The sequence below is a fragment of the Streptomyces sp. NBC_00986 genome, assembly GCF_045162565.1.
Classification (GTDB): Bacteria; Actinomycetota; Actinomycetes; order Streptomycetales; family Streptomycetaceae; genus Streptomyces.
The window spans coordinates 9,514,727-9,537,690 of record NZ_CP108733.1 but is presented as its reverse complement, the minus strand read 5'-3'; the positions used below and the strand labels follow the sequence as shown (position 1 = coordinate 9,537,690).

Here is a 22,964-nt window from a genome sequence, read left to right as displayed (position 1 = left end):
CACGAATGCCCGCCCGCCGCGCACTGCCTCCCATCCGGACTTTAACCGTCGGTCCAGGAATTCCACCTGGTCAACCGGCCGCTGAACAACACGGACGGGTCGCGGACTGTAACCGCCGGTTCGGACTTTCACCGACCCCGGAGTGCGCTGCTTCTGGTACACGGCCAGTGTGCCACGCCCGGCAAGGGTCCATCCAGGCGAAGGATGTGGGCTGGCTCACAGACAGTGCCGCTGGACTTCTCAAGCGGCCCCTACCTGCTGGATCATCTGGTCTAGTCCTTTTCGGATCTCCGGAGGGGACACCCCTGGACCGGTCCGGCGGTGGTGACGACGGCCCTTGCCCACCGCCGGGCCACTCAGGCCAGGTGCGACCGCGCACCCGGCCGGCTATCCGAACAACTCGCCCTGCGCACCGTCCTGAGCCGTCAGCAACGCCCCGCGCAGAACGGCGGCACCACCGAGGACGCTTGGCCGCACCTCGGCAGGCAACGGGGACATGCGGACGATCCGCTCCGCGACCCGTACGGCGAGTTCGTCACCCCCGGCCTGCCCGACCTCACCACCGAGGACCACGCACCCGGGGTCCAGCAGCGCGACGACCGACGCGACACCGAGGGCGAGCCGGTCGGCGAGGGTGTCCAGGAAGCGGGCGGCGGAAGGGGAGCTGGGGACTGAGGCGCCGCCGGGAGTGTCATCCGCGCCTCCCCCGGCACCCGACTCACCCCCGCCCACCCCCGCGACCGCCCGCCGCACGACCTCAGCGGCACCGCCCCCCTCAACCCCCGACACCCCGCACTCCCGCGCGAGTTCAAGCACAGCCCCCGCCCCCGCGAGCGAGTGGAAACCCCCCTCGCAGTCCGTGGACGAAGGGAGCCCCCGCGTCCCCGGCACCGGGAGAAAACCGAGTTCGCCCGCACCCCCCGACGCACCCCTGCGCAACGCCCCGTCCAACACCACCGCCGCACCGATCCCCATGCCCAGCCAGAGCAGGACGAACGTGTCCCGATCATGGGCCGCGCCGTCACGCTGCTCGGCCAGCGCCGCGAGGTTGGTCTCGTTCTCGACGACGATGCGGGTGTCGGGGAGGCGTTCGTGGAGGGCGGCGACGAGGCGGCGGTGCCAGGCGGGGAGGCCGGTGGTGTCGCGGAGTTCGCCGGTGGCCGGGTCGATGAGGCCGGGGGCGCCGACGCACACCGTGTGGAGGTGTTCCGCGCCCGCCTCCTTCGCCGCCCGTTCGACCAGCGCCACGGCCTGCTCGACCGCCGGGCCCGTGCCCGAGCCGCCGTCGATCGGTACTGACGCCTCCGCGAGCACCCGGCCCACCAGGTCGGAGACGAGCACGGAGACGCTCTCCAGCCGGACGTCCAGCGCGGCCAGGTACGCGCGATCGGCGACGAGGCCGTACAACCGGGCGTTCGGACCGCGCCGTTGCTCCCCGGCTTCGCCGACCATCTCGATCAGCCCGGAGGCCGTGAGGCGTTCGACGAGGTCGGCGACGGTCGGCCGGGAGAGTCCGGTGAGCTGCTTCAACTGCCCTGCCGTCAGGGGGCCTTCGTGCTGCAGAAGGCGCAGGGCGAGCCGGTCGTTGATGGCCCGGGCGGTGCTCGGGGATGCGGGCATGCCGGGAATCCTCCCAGATCGAGGGGGTGCGGCGGGCGGCCGGTAATTCGCTATCTATCAGGCAGGGTTCCTGATAGTTTACCCGGCGCGAGCGGGACGAGAACACGCGAGCAGGGACTGTGACGGCGGCGGGGACGTGACCAGCAGGAGGGGCCGACAATGAGCGAAGTGGTCTACGACCGACACGAGGTGAAGCGCGCCCGGTACGCCGTGGCGGCCGTCTTCGCCGTGCACGGCGCGGTCACCGGCTCGTTCGCGACCCGCGTGCCGTGGATCCAGGAGCACGCGCACGTCGCCGCCGGCTGGCTCGGATTCGCCCTGGCCTTCGGGGCGTTCGGCGCCTCGTGCTCGATGCCGCTGGCAGGCTGGATCACCCACCGCTTCGGCAGCCGCACCGCGCTGCGCGGCCTGATCGCCATGTGGACCATGTCCCTGATCCTGCCGTCCCTCGCGCCGAACCTGGTCACCCTGTGCCTGGCGATGTTCACGTACGGCGCGAGCGCGGGGATGGCCGACGTCGCGATGAACGCGCTCGGCGTCGAGATCGAGCGCCTCCTCGACAAGTCGATCATGTCGAGCCTGCACGGCATGTGGAGCGCGGGCGCCCTGATCGGTTCGGCGGGCGGCACGCTCGCCGCGCACCTCGGCTCGGACGCCCGGGTGCACCACCTCATCGCCGCCGTGATCCTCACCGCGCTCGGCGTGACCGCCTGCCACTGGGTGCTCGACATCCCCCCGGGCGAGAAGGAGGAGGCGCCGCCCCGGTTCACGCTGCCGCCCAGGTCCGCGCTGCTCATCGGCGCGGTCGGCTTCTGCGCGGTCTTCGCGGAGGGGGCGAGCCTGGACTGGTCTGCGGTGTTCCTGAAGGACCAGTTGGGTACGTCGGCCGGGCTCGCGGCGGCCTCGACGACCGGCTTCATGCTGACGATGGCGGTGGCCCGGCTGGTCGGCGACGGGGTCGTCAACCGCTTCGGCTCGGTGCGTACGGTCCGTGCGGGCGGGGTGCTGTCCGTGTTCGGCGGGCTGCTGATCGTCCTCGCGGAGAACCCGGCACTGACGATGGTCGGCTTCGCGCTGCTCGGACTCGGCATCGCCGTGGTCGTCCCGCTGTGCTTCGCGGCGGCGGGCCGCAGCGGCCCAAACCCCAGCCAGGCCATCGCGGGCGTCGCGACGATCACCTACACCTCGGGCCTTGTCGCGCCGAGCCTGATCGGCGGGGTGGCGCAGGCGACGAGCCTGGTCGTGTCGTTCTGCCTGGTCACAGTGCTGGCGGGCGGGCTCGTGGTCTTCGCGGGCGTGCTCCGCGCCGGGGACCGCGACCGCCCGAAGGTCAGCCCGCCGAGCGCAGCAGTGTCCGGCCCACGGCCCTGAACCCCTCGCTCCAGGGCGCGGGCCGCAACGTGCCCGCGTCCAGCCGCACGAGCACCCGGGTGCCGGTCGCGTACGTCGTCACGCCATCCGCCGAGCAGAACCGGAAGCCGTACGTCAGCCCCGTCGTCCCCAGCCGGTCGAGCCAGAGGTGTACGGCGTACGCCCCGGGCCTGGTGACCGGCGCCTCGTAGCTGATCAGCAGTTCCTTCACCACGTTGCAGGCGTCCCCGGCGCTCGCCCAGTCGCCGTCGAAGCGGACCCCGTGCCCCTGCCACAGCTCGGTCCACGCCCGCTCGACGAGGAGCGGGTAGCGGGCGTTGTGCAGCATGCCGAGCGCGTCGAGGTCGTCGAAGTGCACGGTGACGGCGACGAGTTGGCCGTACGACAGGGTGGCGGGCGGGCTTTCGACGGTCACGGCGGGGCTCCCGAGCGGTGCTGGTGGGGCGGTGGAGACTGTGGGGACGCCCCATTCTAAGCGACCGCTCAGGAGCCCCTGTCAGGAAGGCCCTGGTCAGGCCGGTGACCGGCCGGCGGTCACCCCGCGATCGAGTCCAACTGCTCGACCGCCGGACGCAGCGCCCAGAGGTCACCGCCGGGCGGCGCCTCCAGCTTCGGTAGGGCGGCCCTCGCCTTCGCGTCCCCCGCGTCGGCGGCCGCGTGGACGACGTCGCTCGCCGCGTACCGGTAGAACTCCAGCTCCGGATGCGACCACGCGGCGGCCCCGGTCGCGGCCGGCAGCAGATAGTCCACCGCTTTCAACAGGCCCTGCCCGTCCGGGCCTTGATAGGCCCACAGGTTCACGCCGACATGCCGGCCGATGGCGGCGAGCCGGGTGTACGCGACCAGGTCGAAGGTCGAGTAGTGCCAACTCCGCGTCCGCGCAAGCTCTTGCGGCTGGCTGCCGTCGCCCGCGATCTGCGGGTCGATGCGCTTGGCGCGCGCGTCCAGCGCGGTCCGCCTGGCCAGCGCGGTGTCGCCGGTCGCGTAGGCGAGGGCGGCCAACTCCATGTCGTAGAAGGTGCCGTGGTTGTTGGCGGCGGCACCTTCCTCCTTGCCGAAGGCGCTGTTCTTGAGCCAGGCGAGGAAGTCGGAGTTCCAACCGGCCATCTCCGTACGGTCGTTCCTCGTCCAGCCGGGGGCGCCGGTGCCGAGGATCGCGATGGCGTCGACGACGCTGGTGTACGACTGGGAGAAGTCGATGATGCCGATGGCGCGGCCGTCGTACTTGCACGGGATGAACTGGGCGTGGTCCAGGTTGGGGTTCATCTTCGTGGCCGGGTCGAGGAACCAGGTGCGCAGGACCTGGTCGGCCTTGTGGGCGTAGCGCTTGTCGCCGGTGTAGTACCAGGCGAGCGCGAGGTCGTAGGTCGAGTCGAAGACCTTCTCCACGTCCTGGCGGTCGGTCCCCGTGTCGACCTCGGGGTTGCGCTGCCCGTCGCGCTGGACGTACGGGCAGCCCCACGGATTGTCGGCGGTCGGGGTGGTCGTGGGCCACCAGTAGGGCGCCTGACTCAGGTAGTCGTGAACGTCCCCTCCGGGAGCGGGCTTCGGTTTGTCCACGACCGTCCAGGGGCCCTGGTGCAGCCAGTTGTCGGCGCGGGTCGTCAACTGCTTGAGCGCGCGCCGGAGTTGAGGGTCGCCGCGGTCCAGGCGGAGCTTGGCCTGCTGGAGGCGGGTGCCGTCGAGGACGGCGGTGCGGGGGACGGCGGGGGCCGTGTGCGCGGAGGCGGAGGGGGCGAACAGGGCTGTCAGCGTCGCCGCGGCCACCAGCAGAACACTCAGCCGGGGTCTTCTACTCACCGATCAACTCCGATCAGATACGTGAACGCAGTTCATGAGTGGAACCGTGCGAGCGTAGAACCCCGAGGTACCCGTGACAATGGTCCGGACCGTCTTCAGATAGACAGAATTCAGCTAGCAAATTCAGCTACAGAGAAAGCGAACCCCACCATGGACCTCGGCGTGCGCTGGAAGCTGCACGGTGACGGGCGGACGCCCGCGCCCGGAGCGGTCGTCCGCCCCGACGAACGGCTCTCCTGGCCGCGCACGATCGGGCTCGGCGCCCAGCACGTGGTGGCGATGTTCGGGGCGTCCTTCGTGGCCCCGGTGCTCATGGGCCTGGACCCCAACCTCGCGATCATGATGTCCGGCGTCGCGACCGTGATCTTCCTGCTGGCGACCAGGGGCCGGGTGCCCAGCTACCTCGGCTGTTCGCTGTCCTTCGTCGGCGTGGCCGCGGTGATCCGGGCGCAGGGCGGGACCAGCGCCACGGTGACCGGCGCGGTGTTCGTCGTCGGGGTCGTGCTGTTCCTGGTCGGGGTCGCCGTGCAGCGGTTCGGGGCGCGGATCATCCATGCCGCGATGCCGCCGATCGTGACCGGCGCGGTGGTGATGCTGATCGGCTTCAACCTCGCCCCGGTGACCGCCGCCACCTACTGGCCGCAGGACCAGTGGACGGCCCTGCTGGTCATGGCGTTCACCGGTCTGGCCGTCGTCTGTCTGCGTGGTTTCTGGTCACGCGTCGCGATCTTCCTGGGCCTGGTCTTCGGCTACGGCATCTCCTGGGCCTTCGACCGGATCTTCGGCCGCATCCACTCGATGAGCGCGAGCGGCGAGGTCACCGACCACTGGCGCCTGGACCTCTCCGCCGTCGGCAAGGCCGACTGGGTCGGGCTGCCGTCCTTCCACGGGCCGACGTTCCAGTGGTCGGCGATCCTGGTCGCGCTGCCGGTGGTGATCGCACTGGTCGCCGAAAACGCCGGACACGTCAAGGCAGTTGGGGAGATGACCGGCGACTCGCTCGACGACAAGCTCGGCACGGCGATCTCGGCGGACGGTGTCGCGTCGATGCTGTCGACCGCCGTCGGCGGCCCGCCCAACACCACCTACTCCGAGAACATCGGCGTGATGGCCGCGACCCGCGTCTACTCCACAGCCGCCTACTGGGCCGCCGCCGGCTTCGCGCTCCTCTTCGGCCTCTGCCCCAAGTTCGGCGCGATCGTGGCCGCGATCCCGGGCGGGGTGCTCGGCGGGATCACCGTCATCCTCTACGGCATGATCGGCCTGCTCGGCGCGCAGATCTGGCTCAACTCCGGTGTGGATCTGCGCAATCCGCTGAACCTGGTGCCGGCCGCGGCGGGCATCATCATCGGCGTGGGCGGTGTCACCATCAAGTTCACCGACAACTTCACCCTCAGCGGGATCGCCCTGGGCACGCTCGTCGTCATCACCGGCTACCACGCCCTGCGCTTCCTCGCGCCCGCCCATCTCAAGACCGAGCAACCGCTGTTGGACGAGGGGACGTCGTCGTACGACTCCCCCGGCGACGCGGGTCAGCAGGGTCAGCGCGCCAACTCGTAGGCGTACGACGCCGTGAACGTGCCGGCCGCGCCCTTGCAACCGTCCGACTCCCCCGGCAACTTGACCCACAAGTAGCCGTCGATCCGCGCCTCCCCGGTGCTGAGAGTTGGCGCCCGGCCGATCTTCCGGCCCGCCGGGTCGCACCACTGGCCGTCGGCCGGGGCGCCGTTGCCGTTGCGGCTGGTGTCGATGACCGCGCCGAGACCCGCGGGGCCGCCGAGGGCGTCGAGGACCTGACGGTCGTAGGCGATCTCGGCCGAAGTGGCGTGGAAATTCGAGACGTTGCTGAAGATCCCGTCCGAGGAGGCGGCGTTGGCTGCGCCCGCCTGTTTCAGCAGGTCCGCCTGCTGTGCGGCCGGGTTCCAGTCGGAGTGGCCCGCGTCGAAGTAGACGCGGGCCTTCGGGGCGGCGGTCTTCAGGACGCGGCCCGCGCGGGCCAACGCCTCGAAGCGGTCGGCGCGTTGGGCGGCGGAGAGGCAGTCGGCCTGGGCTATCGAGTCGGGTTCGAGGACGACCACGACCTCCCCTGAGCCCAGTCCCGCCGCGAAGTCGTCGATCCAGCCGTCGTAGGCGTCGAAGTCCGAAGCCCCGCCCTCGGACGCCCCGCCGCAGTCGCGGTCCGGGATCGCGTACGGCACGACCACCGGCACCCGCCCCTGCGCCGCCGCCCCCGAAGTCACCGCGCGCACCCGGGAGGTGATCGTCGACGGCGTGAAGTCCGCGAACCACACCGCCGCCGGCTGATCGGCGATCCGGGACTCTATGACCTCGGTACGGGGGTCGTCGGGGTGATCGCGGACCCAGTCCAGGACCTGCGACTCGGGGTGGCGGTAGAGGCTCGGGGAGACGGCCGCCGACTGCTTCTTGCCGGTCCTCGTGGGAGACGGCGAGGCGGTCTCCTTCGGCTCGGCGGAAGCCGACGCGGAGGAACTCGCCTTTGCGGGCGGGGAGGTTGACGGTACGTCAGGCAGCGGAACCAGCAGTGTCGCCCCGGTCGTGTCCGGCCCAGCCGTGTTCGAAGCGCGATCGTCGTCCAGCGCGTTGATCATCCCGGTCACGGTGCCGACCGCGACCACGACGGACGCGGCCACGACCAGCACGCTCCGCCGGGCGATCCGCCCGCGCTGCCGGCCACGTGAACCTGACACGCTGCCGCCCCCTCCCGCGCGTCGAACCCGTTCCCCCGTTCTGGGGAAGTGTCGGGCCCGGCGGCGCCTCGGCCAGCCTAGGGCTGGGACGCTGCCCCCATGGGGCAATTGGCACACTTCACCACACCCGTGGACAAGGTCGTCTCCCGGCTGCGCGCGCTCGACGAGGAACTGCCCGCGCGGGACGGGATCGCGGTGTTCAACCGCGTCTACCTCGCCGTCACCGAGGCGGTCGACCGGAGTGTCGACGCCGGGCGGTTCGCCGACGCGCGGGCCGCGATCACGCTGGACGTACGGTTCGCGGAGCGCTACCTCGCGGCCGTGGACGCGGCGGCCGACGGGCGCCGCCCGCCCGCCTGCTGGCGCCCGCTGTTCCAGCTCCGCCGCCATCCCGGCGTACGGCCGCTGCAGTTCGCCCTCGCGAGATAGTTAGACATGCACTTCACGGTTTATGCGGATGACCTGCGGAAATGAAGAAGCCCCACTCACGCAACGCGGGGGACGTCGCACGAGTGGGGCTCCTGTGCCACCCCGGGCAGTCCCTGTAGTTAGAGACTCCACCGACGGGCAGCGCCCCGCCTCCGATCACTCGGGGCGGGAAGTGCGGGGAACCCCGCTCGCCACAAGACGGCAGTCAGGCGAGCGGGATCCCAGCTCCGACGTGGGCGGGAAGGTGCGGAACCCACCACGTCGGTACCTCGTCCACGACCGCGTGTGTGATGAGCACGTCGGGACGAGGGTTCGGACGCTAGCGGGGGTGCGGGGAGTCGGCCGACCTCACATCAACCTCAACCCGGACCACCCCCGCCGCGCCCACCGCGAGCCGACGCCACGGGGCGCCAGGTCGCGGGCTCAGGGGGTCAAGAGAGGGCTATCGGGCGCCAGCCCGGACCCCAGTAGTGGACAGCAGCTACTCCGCCGGCACGGTCCAGGAGAAGGCCGCTATGGACGACTTCCTCCTCCAAGCAGGCGTGCGGTGCGTCCTCACATGTGATGGTGGCGCCCGCGTATGCGGGACTCAGGGCCATTCTCGTCAGTTCGCTCGGGTCGTCAGGGAGAGTCTTCGTCACGCCGCACACGGGGCCGTTGGTCACTGCCACGTCAGCTCCGCCACAGTTCCTGACGGTGAGACACCGGACGGGACGACGCGGAAGTTGGACTGTCGCACGACGCGGAACCTGTTGTGATGGGGCAGCGTCTCCATGTGCAGTTCCGCCCAGATCGACGGATCCGTCCCGTCCTCCAGGTCGCTGTTTTCGACGCAGGCCACGCACTCGACCCAGCTTCTCGCCGGCGCGGCATCGAGTTCGACGCGGTTGCGTATCACCGGAAAGGGATTCGCGGTCGTCACGAACGCTTCTCCTTCTGCCACGCGTGCGGGTGCCGCTTGATTTCGACGGCAAGATCCGTTGCGTGCGACAGGTCGTACGCGTGACCGTCTTTCTCCGTGGCTTGTCGCCACTGCTTCAGCAGGGCACCGCACACATCGCAACCGGGCGCCGGTGCCGGGGGTTCGACTTCGAGTGGGTCTGTCAGTTGAACGGGTTCTCTGAGCGTCGTCTCCAGCGCCATTCCTGCACCTCCGCCGCGGGCTTCTGTACGTCGAAGCTAGAAGGGGCGAGAGGGGAAGTTCCACGGAATCCTACGAAGTTCTACGCAACTTCAGTCGAGCGAGTCAATGGCCGCTGAGATGAGAGTGCGCGCGCCGGCTCCGTGTACCGCGAGCGACGCCATTTCCTCGAACGCATGGGCGTACTGCGAAATCTCGCCGGGCGTCGTCACGGTGATGGCTGCCGTCAGTAGTTCCACGTGGACGCGCTCGTCGTCGAATAGCGTGAATGTCTCCAGCGTCCACATGCCCCGCGGTCGACTCGCTGGGATGATCCCGACCGACACGGACGGAAGCGCCATCACTGAGAGCAGATAGCCCAGTTGGCCGGCCATCGTCGCCGCCTCCCCGACCACGTGACGGAGGACGGACTCCTCCAGGAGAATCCCGAAGCGGCGCCCTCCCTCACGGATGATGTGGGAGCGCTCGATTCGCGCGGCTGCTGCGTCGGCGACGTCGTCCGGGGTCCCGTGGACGCGCGCGATGTTCCCCAGGAGGGCCGCCGCGTACTCGTAGGTCTGGAGGAAGCCAGGGATGACGGTCGAGCTGTAGACGCGGAACTGTTGCGTTCGCTCGTACAGCGGGATGCGCGACTCCTGAAGGCGCCGGAGTCCTGTCCGCTGGACACGGCGCCATTCCAGGTACATCGACTCTGCGGTGCGGTTGGCCGCGAGGAGATCCGGGATCCTGTCCTCAGCGTTGCAGGCGCGGCACCACACGCGGATGTCGTCGTCCGAAGGGGGCGTAGTTGCGCTCTGAAGGCGCGACACCTTCGAGGGCAACCACCCTGCGCGGGCTGCGACCTCCCTACCCGTCAGCCCAGCGTCACGCCGGATCTCGCGGAGCTGCTCCGCGATGGCACGGCGTGCGGCGTCAAGGGCCGTCGACGGGTAGGGAGATTGCATTGTTGCGCGTCGCTCAGATCCGGAAGTCCTCGTGCGCGACGGCACGTTCCCAGACAGCAGCGAACGCTTCCGCGTGGCGCTTCACGACTTCGGCCGCGTCCTCCAGGACGTCAACGACAAACCGTCCGTCACCGGCGAACAGGCTGAACCGAATGAGTCGCTCGTCGAAGATCCACAGATCGTTGCCGGGGATCAGGAGATCCGACGCCAGACGTCGCGGCAGCCACCGGACGTCTTCGCCAGCCGCGATGTTCTGCGCCGTGCACGAGTGCTCGTAGCGGATGTAGTCGCTGACGGGCTCCGACACGACGCGGGCACGGCGAACGGTGACGCCACGTGCCACGGCGTCAGCGATGGACTGATGGAAGCCGTTCCACCAGGACGCCCGGTCACTCAGGTCGTACGTCTGCCCGTCACGCCACGCCGCGAAGTCGGCGTCTTCCTCTTCGACTCCGTAGACGTCCCGCGTCTCCAGGTGACCGGCAGACTGGTGACAGCCTGCGATCAGTTCACTGAACGGCGGCACCGTCTGCGGCATCGCACGCCTCCCTGATCTGCTGAACCATGCGGGCAGGCAGCCGGACGACTGCCTCCGTGTCGGGGATGGATCCCGTAGCAAGGCATTCTGCCTGGAGAACCTCGTCCGCCTTCCATCCCTGGAAGACGAACTCTTCCTTCTCCTCGTCGAGCCACACCGTCGGGCAGTGGTCGCCATTGGTCTCGGGGTCCTTGCCGAATGAGCGTAGAGCCATGATGACCTCCGTTGTCACGCGGGTTGCGCAATGTTCTACGACCATCACGCCGACGGGCGCGGACGTCAAGGGCACCTAGAGCCATCCCGCGTGGCGCATGCGACGTCGCCAACTCCTCCCGTGCTCCGGGTTGCAGTAACGCCGTACACGCCCCGCACCGGGGCTCTGTGCGACGTCACTGCCGCACTGTGGGCAGGTGACGTTCTGGTTCTTCGCGGGCTGTCCAAGCATCGTGCTCCTCCTGAAAGTCGAAAGCCCCGCGTCCATGTCGGCCGCGGGGCGTGGGAAGGGCCGCCCGTCATGTCGACGAGCAGCCCGTGTGTGCTTCAGGTGTAGCGGCCAGCAGTGATCAAGCGACCGGTGTCGGCGTCGTACGCCTCAATCTTCTGCTCGATGATCCCGCCCACCTCGCGGCCGTCGAGGTACGAGTGCACGACGACGTTGATGTTCGGCGTCGTCCCGCCTCCACTCTTCGCCGCCCGGATGTCGGACCACTGGGATCCGGTGAACACGGGCTCCGGGGATCCGGTGCCGTTGGCGACGAGGGAGAGGCCCGTCGGAAGCATTCCGCCGTCGTCGTACCAGCGAGGAGACCTTGACAGCCACTTGGAGTAGGCGTTGGCCGGCGTGCCGTACCGGTCGTCGATGTAGCCGAGACCCCAACGGATCTGCGTGGCGTAGTTCGTCAGCCAGTCGGAGCCGGCGGACGCCATCTTCGACGCGGGCAGCGCCTGCGGGATGCCGTAGGCGCCGGAGCTGGGGTTCTTCGCCCGGTAGTTCCACCCGGACTCGCCCTGCCACAACGACTTGAGCGGACCGAACTGTCCCGCGTCCCAGCCGTGTTGACCGAGTAGACCCTTCGCGTACTTCTGCGCCGTCCCTGCCGCTCCAGCGGTGAAGCCCTTCGAGCCCGTCAGGTACGGCATCGGGTCGACTGCACGCCCGTTGACCCGTGCCTCCAGGTGGAGGTGGGGACCTGTGACGTTGCCCGTCGCACCGACCTTGCCGATTTCCTGGCCCTGCGTCACGTGCCGTCCGACTGCCGTCAAGATCTCCGACATGTGGGCGTAGAGCGACGCCAGGCCTCCGCCGTGGGAGACGATGACGTGGTTGCCGTACGGGCCCCCGCTTGCTGCGCCTGTGACGTCACCGTCGGCCACAGCGTGGACCGGGGTCCCGGTCGGTGCGGGGAAGTCGAGGCCCGTGTGATGGCCGGAGGACCACATGGGGCCGGAGACGCCGAAGCGCGTTCCGAAGGGCACGTTGACAGGCTTGATCCACTGTCCGCCTCCCCCGCCTCCACTGGAGAACAGGGACTCAGCCGCAGTGACGAGCTTGTCCTTCAGACCCGCGACCATCTTCGTCGGAATCTTTGTCAGCGCCTCGCCCATCGGGGAGGAACCAACGCCGTGCGACACCTTGTTGAGGATCGGACTCGTGAGCTTCTTCCAGACCGACGAGGGGTCGGTGAGGAGGTCGGCTCCGGTCTTCGCCCAGTCGATGCCCTTACCAACGACGTCAGAGACGGTGTCCCGCGTCCAGTCCCAGACTCCCCCGAGCACGCCACCGGATGCGAGGAGCTGCGACCCGGCTGCCTGGTGCATGGCGAGCGCGCGTCCCCGGTACTTCGGATCCGTCGGGATGACGTACTCCGGGTACCGCGGGTTGCCCTCACCGACAATCGCCGTCGGGCGGTTCGTCTTCATCGGAACTGCGGGGCCCCAGCCGTTGCCGACCGTCCCGCCGGCTGCGAGCAGCTTCGGTGCGGCAGGGAGCGCGTCAAGGCCGACGAACTTTGCTACCCGATCCCAAACGGCCTTAATTCCGTTCGAGTAAACCCACTTGATGATGAAGTTGACGGGCGTCTTGGAGTGGTCGACTACGTCATCCCATGCCGCCTTGATGCTCTTGCCCATGGACTTGAAGGCACTGGCTATGTCATCGACGATCGGCTTGACGCCCTTGTCGTAGAGCCATTTGAACTTGCCGCCAAGCCACTGGATTCCATCCCAGATGTTCGAGAACGCAGGGGAAAGCCAGTTATCCCACAGCGCCTTGAGCTTGTTCCCGATCCACTCGGAAACGGGCTTGATCATGTGGTCGTACAGCCACTTGAACTTGTCGCCGACCCACTGAATCCCGTCCCAGAATCCTTGGAGGAACGGCTGAAGCTGCTTCGTCCACAACCACGTTGCCGCCTGCCCGATGAATCCGAGCGACGGTTTGATGGCCTTCTCCCACAGCCAAATGGAGATCAGGCCGAGAGCCTGGAAGGCAATCCACATGGGTGCGAGGACAGCTACTACCACGATGGCGAACAGGATTTTTGCGGCTATCCCGATGACGTTGAAAACGGGGGAAAGTACCTTCTGCCACAGCCAGACGGCTATGTCACCGACGAGCTTGATTGCGTCCCACATTCCCTGAAAGAACGGCTTGAGCGCCTTCTCCCAGAGCCAGACGGTTGCAATCTTCAGCCAGTCCCACACGACCTGAATGCCTTTGCGGAACCATGTGAAGTGATTGTAGGCGTAGATGACCGCGAGAACGACGGCACCAATCGCGAGGGCGATCCACCCCCACGGGCCGGCAGCCGCGATGACGTCGAACGCAGCTATGGCGCCGTTCGCAACGAACTGCCATACCGCCCACAACTTCGTGGCCAGATACAGGCCGTAGATCCCGACTACCAGTTCCGGCACGTTCGTCGCGAGCCAGCCGACACCCTGAGCGAGTCCGCCGATCATCGTCAGCAGCGGTCCGGACACCGGAGACAGAGCCGTTCCGATATCGATTAGAGCGTCTGCGATCTTCCCGAAGGTGTCGGCGATCAAGGGCGCCTTATCCGATGAGTAGGACAGGAAGCGCTCAAACTCAGGACTGCCCTTAAGTCCCTTGCCCCACTTGGCGAATCGCCCCGTGATCCGCTGCATGGTGTCGGATATCGACCCCATGTGCGGAAGGAAGGCGTCGACGACTCCGGCCATGCCGGTGACGATGTTCCCGAAGGACACACCCAACCCGACGATGGCCGGCTCAGCGTTCTTGTCGATGTCGTCCTTGAAGCCACGCCAGAAAGGCGACTTGAGGGACTTCGACGCCTTGTCGAAGAGGATCCCGGCTGCATCCGCAGCACCCTTCACCAGGGGCGTCAGACCCGGGAGAGAGTTCTTCGCTCCGTCGACTCCCTTCGTGAACAGAGGGAGGACGTCAGGCTGAAGCGACGTCGACCAGTCCTTGAAGGCGCCAGTCAGACCCTTCGGTCCCGCAAGGGAGTCGTAGAGGTCGCGTTGCTCGGGCGTGAGCTTCGCCAGTGCCTTTCGGTAGTCGTCGGTCGCACTGGCGCTCTTCGTCGAGGTGTCGACCCCGGACAACTGCGCTGACTGAAGGCCGCGTTCGGCCGACGCGACGGCCTCCGCACCCTGGACTTGCGCGTCACGGACCTTCGCTCGGTCGTCGGCGAGCGTGCGCTCCTGATCGGCAACCTTCTCGTTCGCCTGCCGGACTTGGTCTTGAGCCTGCTTGACCTGCTTGCTCCCGTTGACGCCTGCCTTGTTGGCGTCGTCAACGGACCTCTTCAGCTCCGCGTTCTTCGTCTTCTGCTTGTCCGCGTTGCGTACGGCCTCGTCGTAGGTGAGCTGCGCACGCTGCCGTTCAAGGTCCGTCGATGTGGGGTCGGCAATCGTCGCCGCGAGGTCGGCCCGTGCCTCATTGACGCGGAGCGTCGCCTCGCGCTGGTCCAACATCCCGTCAAGGAGTTGGTCGTTCAGATCCTTCAGGGTCTGCGCCGCGTCGGAACGGGCCTGTGTGAGGTCCAACTCAGCCTGACGCGCGCCTCGTTGGGCGTCGGCAAGGGACCGCTCGGCATCTTCGACCTGTTGGTTCGCCTGCGCGATGGCCTGTGCTGCCTGACGGTGTGCGGCAGTGAGCGACGCCTGAGCGCCGGCAAGCGTCAGCGCTTGCTGAGCGGCCTTAACCGAGGACGCCGCGGAATTGTCCGTAGCGGTCTTGCTCTGTTGCTCCGCTGCTGTCTTCTGCTGGATTACCGAGGTTACCGATTTGATGGCCGGAACCGCAGCGAGCGCGAGCGCTCCGACGCCAGCGCCGGCCGCTACTGCTGCCGACGTGATGGCACCAATTCCCGCGGCAGCAACAGGCACGACCGGTATTGCGGCGACACCCGCCACAGCAATTCCGATCCCGCGGAGCGCGGACATTGCCCCGGCGGAATCGACCTTAACTCGGATGTTCACGTCGTCGCGATCGACGCCGTTTATCTGCCGTTGGACTCCCGCCAACGCAGCACGCGCAGCAGCGGTATCGGCGGTTACCTGAACGCTCGGGTGTTGAGCGGCCAACCGCTCCAAACGCGCGTTGATGTCGGCGACTTCAGTGAGCGCCGCGCCGGCGTCGAGATCGATACCGACGGTCTTGCCGGCCAACGACTGAATCCGGGCGCGCAAACGGTCGAGATCTGCGTTCAACCCGGTATCACCAAGCCGAACGTCAGCCCGTGGGAGGGACCGCATAGCGGCTTCTAGTGAGCGCCGCACGCTTTCGCCTAGGGCGCCACCTATTTGCCCACCCTGACGCGTGGCGCTTACCCGCGCGCGCTGACCTCCAGCGGTTATCCCATCAGGGATGGAGATGGTTATGTGCCGACTGATGGCATCGCCTAGACGGGATCCCGCTTCCTCCCCTACCCGGTCAGCCACGGGGAGGACAATGGCCTTGAGCTTGTTATGGAAATTCGGAGCGACAGGAACGACGTCAACGGCTGCTCCGCCAACGACGTCGAGATCAGCGACCATGGAGCACGTCCAGCAATGGTCCGACCTGCAACGGCGATGTGCGGCCGTCCAACAGGCGTTGGAGCGCGTTTAGATGCTGCAACGACGCCGCAACGTCAGGCGACGGCTCGGAGCTTTCCAGGGCTCTGCGAAGCCATTCGGCGTCAGCGCAGGCATCTCCGCAGTAAACGGCGGGAAACGGCGTATCGCCGATCATCACTAGCTCAACGTGAAAGTTGCAGCCGTCCCGCGCGCAGGTATTTTCGTCTGTCATGAGTACTCGTTTCGGGCATAGAAAAAGCCCCTAGCGCGTCCGCTAAGGGCTTGGAATTCGGTCTATGGGCTGCGCGCGTCAGGCAGCCTTACGGGGATCCCTGAGTGCGCCTGGCACGGTCTGACCGGGGTGGGTGCGTGCGTCCAGTCGCCGCGCGAGCGCCAACAGCGCTGCCGCTTCCTCTGCGTCGCCGGAATCCGCCACGCGGCGCGCTCTCGCCTCCCAGACGAGGCATGCGTGACTGCAATGCTTCCGTGGGCGACGTCGGCCGTCGGGAATCTCGCGGACACTGCGCGGCAGGGTGCAGCCGTTGCGCACACACTGAAGTTCGGGGGTGGGCATCGTGCTCCTCATCGCTTCGAACATGCCGAAGCCCCGAGGAGACTCCTCGGGGCCGTTACGCTTTTAAGCCTCTGACCTGCGGTTTATGGTGGTAAGAGTTGGATCTTCCGGCTACCGCTTGATCGTCTGACGCCCACGATCCGCCTCGTCCGTCGCGCGGAATGGCCTCTGAGAGGGGCTCAGGGGCCGCTATGGGGGCGCCTGTGGACGCCTGGACGGCATCCCCCAGACCCGTACAGACAGCGAGGCCCAGCACCTTTACGATCGGCAGATTCTCCTGGAGGGGGTCACCCCCTGGGTCCGGGCTAGTCGATCTTCGCAGCGAAGCCGGCGCGGGGCTCGCGACGATCACCGTCGGCAAGCTCACCCTTGATCTCCAAGCGGCTTGGGACGAGCGTGATCGTCACCGTCGTGCAGCGTCGGTCTTGGAGGCTCGCAGCAGCGTCTCAACGTCGACGGCATCGTCCATTCTCGTCCAGTCCCACACGACGCACGGCATGCGAGTTGGGATGGCTGCTAGCCTGATGGCGAGGAGACCGTGATGGACTCCTGCGGAGACCGTGATGGTCAAAGCCACTACCCAGAGTGCGCAAACTGGGACGGCCTCAGGTAGAGGTCTGACAAGGAAGTTGCCTCGTCCGAGATGGGCGGGTGGCGGACGCACGTGAAGTGCGTTCAGTGGCCGCACAACGATGGCGCGTGATGCGCTGTCAGAAATACCCCCTTGACGCAAGGTCTCCGCACAGAGACCTCAACGACATGCACCGCAACGGTGCAGCGCGCTCCGCGGCCGGCGCGTTCCGACAGGACACCTGTCGTCGTTGAGGTTGCTCGCGCTCCTCCACGCGACAGGCGAACACCGTTGCCGAGGAGAGCTTGTCGTGTGGTCCGTGCTGGGTGAACTCGCCATGGCTGCGCCGTGGTTGGTCGTGGCACTCGTGGCAGTACTGTTCCTGATCGTCCTCGTCTCTCTGCCGCTCAGCCTGTGGGGCTCAGCGGCCAACGAGAGACCGGAGATCATCCGTGCGCTTGCCGAGTTCTGGAGGTTCTGGCGCCGCTGACGTCAGCCCTGGCCCAGCGAACTGACGTGGTCGAGCCGCACCTTGTGCACCTTCGTCGACACGGTCACAGTCAGCGCGTTGGGCCACTGATTCCCGCCCGCCGGCCAGCCGGACAGGGTCTCGGTGACGTACGTCAGGGTGCCGGCGAGCGTCTGCCCTCCGATCAGGTTGACGCTCACGGACGTGCCGTTCAGCGCGATGGCCTGTTCACGGATGGCAGACAGGTACTCGTCACCCATCAGCGTGTGGGTTGTGGGGTAGCCGGTCATCGGGACTCCATGCTGTAGGTGCGGGTAGCGAACGGGTTCCGCCCGTCCGTCACTGCGGGGCGCTCTACCGCCTGCGGGTGGCGATCGGCGTAGAGCGCTGCGCCAGCCGCAACGCCTGTCGGCGTGGCGACGTCGGGGCCACGGCTCCCGCCTGAACGGGGCACGGGCGCAACGGAGTTGGCCGTTCCCAGCTCTGCGGCGAAAGCCGTTGCGTCGGCCGTCAGTTCTTCGTCAGTGGCGCCCTGGAGGCGCGCGGACTGTTCGACGGTGAGCCCCGCGGTGAGTCCGGCGCGGAGTCGGGCGAGTTCGAGCACCGCGGGATGCGGCTGCTCGGGGGTCTGCTCGGTCATGAGTGCTCCTAGAAGCGGTTGAAGTTAGGCGGCTTGGGGTCGCTCACGGACGCGGTGGGCTTGGGCTGCGCGGGAGCGGGCTGCGAGCTGTCCAGGTGCGGCGTGGAGCTGTGCGCGAACACCTTCGACGGCACGGGCGCAGGCTCGGGGGTCACGCTCGGGCTGAGGTCTTCGATGCGTCCGTCAGCGCCTGAGGTGACGTCGATCAGATCTGCTACGCCGGCGTAGCGGTGGATATCGTCGTAAGACGTCGGCACATGGGCCGCATCGGCGTTCGCGAGCCACAGGAGTACGGGCGCGGAGTACCGTCCGGTGGCGGTGGCGGCGCGGACAAAGGCGGGCAGGTCGTCGAGCGGGGCTCCGACCTCGCCGTAGCCCTGCGCCCTCCACTTCCTGATCTCCCGGCGCTCATCGCCGTCAAGGTCGGAGACGATGCCCCGCGGAGGCACGGGCGGGAGAAGCAACGTCCACTGTGCGGCGCGGATGTTGGCCAGGTCTTCGACGAGCCCCTGAAGGCTTCCCCACGCCGCTACAACGGCGCCTCCGGCTCTGATGGCGTCCTCTGCCGTGCGTGCATCGCCGAGCGTCTCCGCGGCCTCCCTGGCGGCGCTCAGGACGTCGCTGAGGCGAGTCCCCAGGAACTCCAGGGCGTCAGAGGCGAGCAACTGCCGCGTGTCGTAGGCGAGGAGTTCCGTTGAGTCCTTCGCCTGCTGACGGGCGAGCCTCTCCGCCTCCCACTCCAGCGCCGTCGTGTACGCCGTCGCTGCGCCTGTTCCGATGCCCGCCGGCCATGTGCCTGTGCTCTGGAACTTGACCACAGCGTCGTTGATCACGGATTCCCGCGCCCGGTCAGGTGACAAACCGGCGGGATGCTCGCGCAGTCGCTTCTTTGCGTCGTCCAGCAACGCCTCCGTCCGCGCGATGTCGGGGACGGTCGCGAGTGCCGCGACGAGTTCGGGATTGGGATTGGGATTGGGGGTCATGAAGTCCTCTCAGGGCTTACAAGAAAGGCCACTGACCCGAGTTGGTCAGTGGCCTGGTGGTGTGGCGTAGGGCGCCATTGCGGGGTGTCCCGGAGCAACTCCGCACGCTCCGCACGTCGCTGCCGCACACGGGCACGGATGGCGTCGGCCGACGCCGCGTAGCGGGCACGCTCAGCCGCGTTGCAGCAGTCCCGGCAACGTCGCCTAAGCCCCTGCCTGCCGAGCGCGTCACGCTGGAAGTGGTCGACGGTCCGCGGGAGTTGGCGCCGGCACACGGGGCACGGCTGATCCTGTTTCGGTGTGGGGACGTCGCACATCGACATGGCGTCCTCCGTTCTGTCCGTCTGGCGAATGGATGGCAAATGAAAAGGGCGCCACCCGGAGGCAGCGCCCGAAAATTTGAAGGTCGGTGGCGGAGCACGTCGACGAGGAGCGCGACCGGAGGAGAGTACGGCGGCTCGACACGGACGAGGCTCAACGCCACCGACCTAGCGTCGCTGCGCGAGAGGAGGAGCAGCAGCGACGCAGCTTGCAGGAAGAGCCGCAGCCCACAGCTCGCGGAATCTCCTCCTACTACTGTTATGGGGTAAGGGTGACGCGTTAGCGATCTTGAATTGATCACGACCTGCGACTACTCGAAAAGCTACAAAAACTCTTTGCGGTAGCTTTACGTTTGAGGTTTGCGGCTCCGTCACCGTGCGTGACAACTCGCCAGGCGGCACGGAGGGCGCCCTGTGCGCGACTGACGCGTTCGGCGGACTCGTTGCCCATGCCCGCGGCGGCAGGCTCTTCAGCGGGCACACAGAGGCCTTCTCGGGCCTCGTCCGTCCCACCGCCTCCGTCAGCCTCCGCGCGCGGCGTCGACGAGGGGCCGCGGACAGAGTGAGGTCCAAATCGCCAAACTAACTGCCATTTTCCTTTCTCTCTTAACGCGCCTTAGAGAGAAGTGAAGTTAGGGGTTAGTTTGTCATTTTGGCACCCAGAACAGCCCCACGGTAGACGCAGTGTGACGACTAGGCGGAAATCCGTAACGCTGCGCATTCGCTCCTGAAGTGCTTGCGTACGCCACAGAGTTGGGCGCCGGCATGGAGGATGTCGACGAGGCGCCGGAACGCGACGGGGGCGCTCCCCGGTTTCCCGGAGGCGCCCCGTATCGGTCACGGTGTGTAGCTACTTTGCGTGCGCTTCCTCTTCCGCCAGTTTCCGGCGGAGGTAGTCGACATCCCACGCGATGTCTGGCGGGTCCTCGTCGTGCAGTACCCCTCGGACCGTGACGCGGACCAACATCGCGCGCTCGACAAGCCGTCGGTCGTCGACGTCATCGTCAGCGCCTCGTACACAGCCTCCAGGAGGGCGCGGAGTGCCTGCACTTCGGCGCTCATGCGGCGGCCACCAGCGGGGCGCCAGGAAGGGCAACGCGGGCAGCTTCGGCGACGCAGGACGGGCAGACGCTCACGGTCCACGTGTTGCCGCGGAGGACCGGAGCCGCCTCGTCGTCGACCTCCCCGCAGTGGCCGCAGGTCTTCGTGGGCTCGTAGGCGTACAGCTCGTCGGCACCGATCGCGAACATGTCCGCCTCCAGTGCCTCCGTGCCCAGAACGGCACTCGGGACGGAGTCGAGCCACGTGTCATAGAGGACAACGCCGGCGTAGGCGGTGACGTCGTACGCCATGGACGTAGCGACCTCCGCGGGGAGTTGGATGCGGTCGGCCACATCGAAGGCGAAGGCCGTCAGGTCTTCCAGGTCCGCGGGAGTGGTGGTGTTGCCGACGACGAGGATCGTGTTCCGTGCCATGCTGAGACCTCCAGTAATGGAACGAAGGGCCCGCTGCGTCCGCCAAGATTCCGCGGGCCCTTCGTCATGCTTGCGTCGGGGTGTGGCTACACCTTAGGCAGAGGTGTAGCCACACCGCAACCCTTCGGTGTGGCTACACCCCTGTTACCGTCTTCCTGTGCCCAACCAACCGAAGACACCAATCAGCCGCTTCCGTATCGACGCGGAGCTGTGGAAAGCGTTCGGGGACGCCGTACCCGATGACACAGACCGATCAGACGTCCTGCGGCGATTCGTCGCGCACTACTGCCGCCGGCCAGGCGCCAAGCCCCCTGAGCGCCCCCCTGCGGGACCATGGAGCGAAGTCCCGCAGGAGCATCAACAGCCGTCGCACGAGAGTGAGTAACAGAAGGGTCACGGTGACCCTTCGAAAGTATAGAAGTTGTGAGAATTTCGCCAGCGCCCCTATGCAGACGTTGTAAGAGCGCAACGCCTTTCGACTTCAGCCGAAGCGCGAATGACCTCACACTCTGTTGGTATGCCCACCGAGAAGCGTCGTCCAGGCGCCGTAGCTTCCACCCTCACGAAACCCGCCATTGACCTGCGGATTGGGGGAATTCGTCTCACTGTGCAGCGCGTACCTACATGGCTCCTAGCGCTTCCGACCACAGCCGCGGGCACTGGCTTAGCCTGGTGGGCCCACCGATGACACGACTGAGCCCCCGTCAACTGACGGGGGCTCTCTGCTGTTGCTGGGTCTACAACAGTTCTTGAGCTGCGACGTCGTCAAGCTCATCGCGTACCGGGTCGTCTCGTTCGATGGTCATGACCAAACGCTCCTCGACAGGCCGGCGCCAACCAGTGGGCGGCCCGACGGTGACCCGGACCCCCATGTCGAGCATGATCTGTCGCTTCCCTTCGTCAGTGGCGTCTATGAAGGCGTCGCCCCACGTCGTATCCAGCTCGACAACCTGAATCCGGGGTGGCTCGATAGGAAGAGCCTGGAGCGACGCCAGGCGATCAGAGATCCCGTTCATTTGGCTCTCCACCAGGTCGGCCGCAGCTCCGCGCATCCGGGGGAAGCGACCGTTCAACTCGTGGAGGTTCTCCTCCAGCTCCGCAATCTCCGGGCGATGGTCGACGCCGGCGGTGCGCACGATCTGAGTGCGGCGCATGAAGCCGAACCGCTCGACGAACTCCGCGTGCACCCACGCGAGCGTGGTCGCTTTGGTGACTGTCGGCTTCGGCGTTCCCTTGCCGTGTCGGTCACTGTTGCAGCGGAACACATCCGCGCGCGTCCCGTCGGGCATCGTCCGGGAACCCGTGTGCATGTTGTTCACACAGTCGTGGCACACCAGTACCCCGAGTAGTTCGTGAGCGTCTCGGCGACGAGGAGCTTGAAGAACCTCCACTGCCATAGCCACCGTTGCCTCTTTGAGTGCTCTACTCGTCTCGTCGCTGATCAAAGCGTCCCCCTGGAGTACGGGACTTCCGTCGGCATTCCGGACGGTAGTGCCGTCCCGTGTAACGAGGTGCCCCCTGTTCAGATCGGAAATCATCATCGATCTGACGACCGTACTACTCCACCGGCTTTCGGGATCCTCGGCGCGGCCAGCCAGGCGAGCCCGGTGATTAGCCGGAGTTACCGCGCCGGACGTCGAAAGCCATTCCGTTGTCGAGCTGTACGACTTATGCGCGATAGTCCGCGCAATGGCTTGACGCCGAACGTCCGCGGTCTCCGCGTGCTCTCCTAGCCACCATCCTTCATTCCCGTCAGGAAATGTCTTCCGCACAGGCATGAAGCCGTAAGGAACGGGCCCTCCCGCCCATCTCCCAAGGGATTGAAGGCGTGCAGCCGCACCCTGATTCCGCTCCGTGATGGTCTGCCCCTCAAGCTGCGCAGCAAATGCCAGAATCAACATGATGAGTTCCGACATTGCTGAGCTGAAGTCCAGCTCTAGCATGTCACCTCCAGGGCCGGAGGCGAAGACAAGTCGCTTGCCGTGCTGCTTGGCAAAGCGCCCCAAGTTGGCCATGTCCGCCATGCTCCGGACGGCTCGGTCCATGCGTTGCCAGATCAGCACGTCCCACTCGTCGGGATGTTCGAGCCAACGGGACAGCTCCTCACGCTCCCAAGGGGACGTCTTGAGCGCCGATACGTCGATATCCTTTGCCCACCCGACTATGGCACCGCCTACCCGGTGTGCTGCGAGCGTGATCATCTCCTCTTGCACTTCAGGAGACGTGGATGAGTCGTGGTGGCGGCTGAGCCGGATTGCGCCGACGATCCGTGGAGCGTGGCGAGGAGCCAGCGCTTGGCGCGGTACAGGGAGCGTCATGGCTGTGATGCTACTCC

Annotated in this window: 18 protein-coding genes, 1 pseudogene and 1 riboswitch; of the genes and pseudogenes, 4 read left to right on the top strand and 15 right to left on the bottom strand. The window is 67.1% G+C overall.

What is annotated here, in order from left to right; translation table 11 throughout:
• Positions 1 to 16: 16 nt before the first annotated feature.
• A riboswitch (FMN riboswitch) is annotated at positions 17 to 150 on the bottom strand.
• Between the two features lie 237 nt (positions 151 to 387).
• Complete coding sequence (locus OG504_RS42890; protein ID WP_405994597.1) at positions 388 to 1,620, bottom strand: ROK family transcriptional regulator; 1,233 nt, start codon at positions 1,618 to 1,620, stop codon at positions 388 to 390.
• Positions 1,621 to 1,779: 159 nt separating this feature from the next.
• Here OG504_RS42890 and OG504_RS42885 point away from each other — a divergent pair, with 159 nt between their 5' ends.
• Entirely contained in the window at positions 1,780 to 2,991 is a 1,212-nt protein-coding gene (locus OG504_RS42885; protein WP_405994596.1) for an MFS transporter, read from the top strand.
• On the opposite strand, the gene OG504_RS42880 is transcribed toward OG504_RS42885, so the two are convergent.
• A complete protein-coding gene (locus tag OG504_RS42880; RefSeq protein ID WP_405994595.1) occupies positions 2,951 to 3,406 on the bottom strand; it encodes an acyl-CoA thioesterase in 456 nt (151 codons plus the stop codon). The two genes, OG504_RS42885 and OG504_RS42880, sit on opposite strands and share 41 nt — an antisense overlap.
• A gap of 119 nt (positions 3,407 to 3,525) precedes the next feature.
• Positions 3,526 to 4,791, bottom strand: a complete 1,266-nt coding sequence (locus OG504_RS42875) for an alginate lyase family protein (protein WP_405994594.1) — start codon at positions 4,789 to 4,791, stop codon at positions 3,526 to 3,528.
• A gap of 150 nt (positions 4,792 to 4,941) precedes the next feature.
• Between OG504_RS42875 and OG504_RS42870 the strand changes: the two genes are divergently transcribed.
• Positions 4,942 to 6,351 carry a uracil-xanthine permease family protein gene (locus tag OG504_RS42870; protein WP_405994593.1) on the top strand — a complete coding sequence of 470 codons (1,410 nt, stop codon included), beginning with the start codon at positions 4,942 to 4,944 and terminating at the stop codon, positions 6,349 to 6,351.
• Here OG504_RS42870 and OG504_RS42865 read toward each other — a convergent pair.
• Positions 6,333 to 7,451 (bottom strand): glycoside hydrolase family 6 protein, encoded by a 1,119-nt coding sequence (locus tag OG504_RS42865; protein WP_405996574.1) that lies wholly within the window; start codon positions 7,449 to 7,451, stop codon positions 6,333 to 6,335. The two genes, OG504_RS42870 and OG504_RS42865, sit on opposite strands and share 19 nt — an antisense overlap.
• Before the next feature lie 147 nt (positions 7,452 to 7,598).
• Between OG504_RS42865 and OG504_RS42860 the strand changes: the two are divergent.
• Positions 7,599 to 7,922: pseudogene (locus tag OG504_RS42860) on the top strand (DUF5995 family protein); the annotation flags it as partial.
• 667 nt (positions 7,923 to 8,589) lie between these two features.
• Here the strand turns inward: OG504_RS42860 and OG504_RS42855 are convergent.
• The 6 genes from OG504_RS42855 to OG504_RS42830 form a co-directional block, all read right to left on the bottom strand.
• On the bottom strand, positions 8,590 to 8,850 hold the full coding sequence (locus tag OG504_RS42855) for a hypothetical protein (RefSeq protein ID WP_405994592.1): 261 nt from the start codon (positions 8,848 to 8,850) through the stop codon (positions 8,590 to 8,592).
• A complete protein-coding gene (locus tag OG504_RS42850; RefSeq protein ID WP_405994591.1) occupies positions 8,847 to 9,071 on the bottom strand; it encodes a hypothetical protein in 225 nt (74 codons plus the stop codon). The genes OG504_RS42855 and OG504_RS42850 overlap by 4 nt, the downstream gene beginning before the upstream one ends.
• A 90-nt stretch (positions 9,072 to 9,161) precedes the next feature.
• Entirely contained in the window at positions 9,162 to 10,013 is an 852-nt protein-coding gene (locus tag OG504_RS42845) for a helix-turn-helix domain-containing protein (protein ID WP_405994590.1), read from the bottom strand.
• A gap of 13 nt (positions 10,014 to 10,026) precedes the next feature.
• Positions 10,027 to 10,551, bottom strand: a complete 525-nt coding sequence (locus tag OG504_RS42840) for a DUF6879 family protein (RefSeq protein ID WP_405994589.1) — start codon at positions 10,549 to 10,551, stop codon at positions 10,027 to 10,029.
• On the bottom strand, positions 10,523 to 10,765 hold the full coding sequence (locus tag OG504_RS42835) for a hypothetical protein (protein WP_405994588.1): 243 nt from the start codon (positions 10,763 to 10,765) through the stop codon (positions 10,523 to 10,525). The genes OG504_RS42840 and OG504_RS42835 overlap by 29 nt, the downstream gene beginning before the upstream one ends.
• 326 nt (positions 10,766 to 11,091) lie before the next feature.
• Positions 11,092 to 15,207 carry a peptidoglycan DD-metalloendopeptidase family protein gene (locus OG504_RS42830; RefSeq protein WP_405994587.1) on the bottom strand — a complete coding sequence of 1,372 codons (4,116 nt, stop codon included), beginning with the start codon at positions 15,205 to 15,207 and terminating at the stop codon, positions 11,092 to 11,094.
• Positions 15,208 to 17,052: 1,845 nt separating this feature from the next.
• Between OG504_RS42830 and OG504_RS42825 the strand changes: the two genes are divergently transcribed.
• Entirely contained in the window at positions 17,053 to 17,232 is a 180-nt protein-coding gene (locus OG504_RS42825) for a hypothetical protein (protein ID WP_405994586.1), read from the top strand.
• 2 nt (positions 17,233 to 17,234) lie between these two features.
• On the opposite strand, the gene OG504_RS42820 is transcribed toward OG504_RS42825, so the two are convergent.
• From OG504_RS42820 to OG504_RS42800, 5 genes are all read right to left on the bottom strand, one after another.
• A complete protein-coding gene (locus tag OG504_RS42820) occupies positions 17,235 to 17,501 on the bottom strand; it encodes a hypothetical protein (RefSeq protein ID WP_405994585.1) in 267 nt (88 codons plus the stop codon).
• Positions 17,498 to 17,851: a hypothetical protein gene (locus OG504_RS42815; protein WP_405994584.1), complete on the bottom strand. Its 354-nt coding sequence runs from the start codon at positions 17,849 to 17,851 to the stop codon at positions 17,498 to 17,500. The genes OG504_RS42820 and OG504_RS42815 overlap by 4 nt, the downstream gene beginning before the upstream one ends.
• An 8-nt stretch (positions 17,852 to 17,859) precedes the next feature.
• Positions 17,860 to 18,834 carry a hypothetical protein gene (locus OG504_RS42810; protein WP_405994583.1) on the bottom strand — a complete coding sequence of 325 codons (975 nt, stop codon included), beginning with the start codon at positions 18,832 to 18,834 and terminating at the stop codon, positions 17,860 to 17,862.
• Between the two features lie 1,378 nt (positions 18,835 to 20,212).
• On the bottom strand, positions 20,213 to 20,629 hold the full coding sequence (locus OG504_RS42805; RefSeq protein ID WP_405994582.1) for a hypothetical protein: 417 nt from the start codon (positions 20,627 to 20,629) through the stop codon (positions 20,213 to 20,215).
• A 737-nt stretch (positions 20,630 to 21,366) separates the two neighbouring features.
• Positions 21,367 to 22,947, bottom strand: coding sequence for a recombinase family protein (locus OG504_RS42800; RefSeq protein WP_405994581.1), 1,581 nt, complete (start codon positions 22,945 to 22,947; stop codon positions 21,367 to 21,369).
• Positions 22,948 to 22,964: the final 17 nt, after the last annotated feature.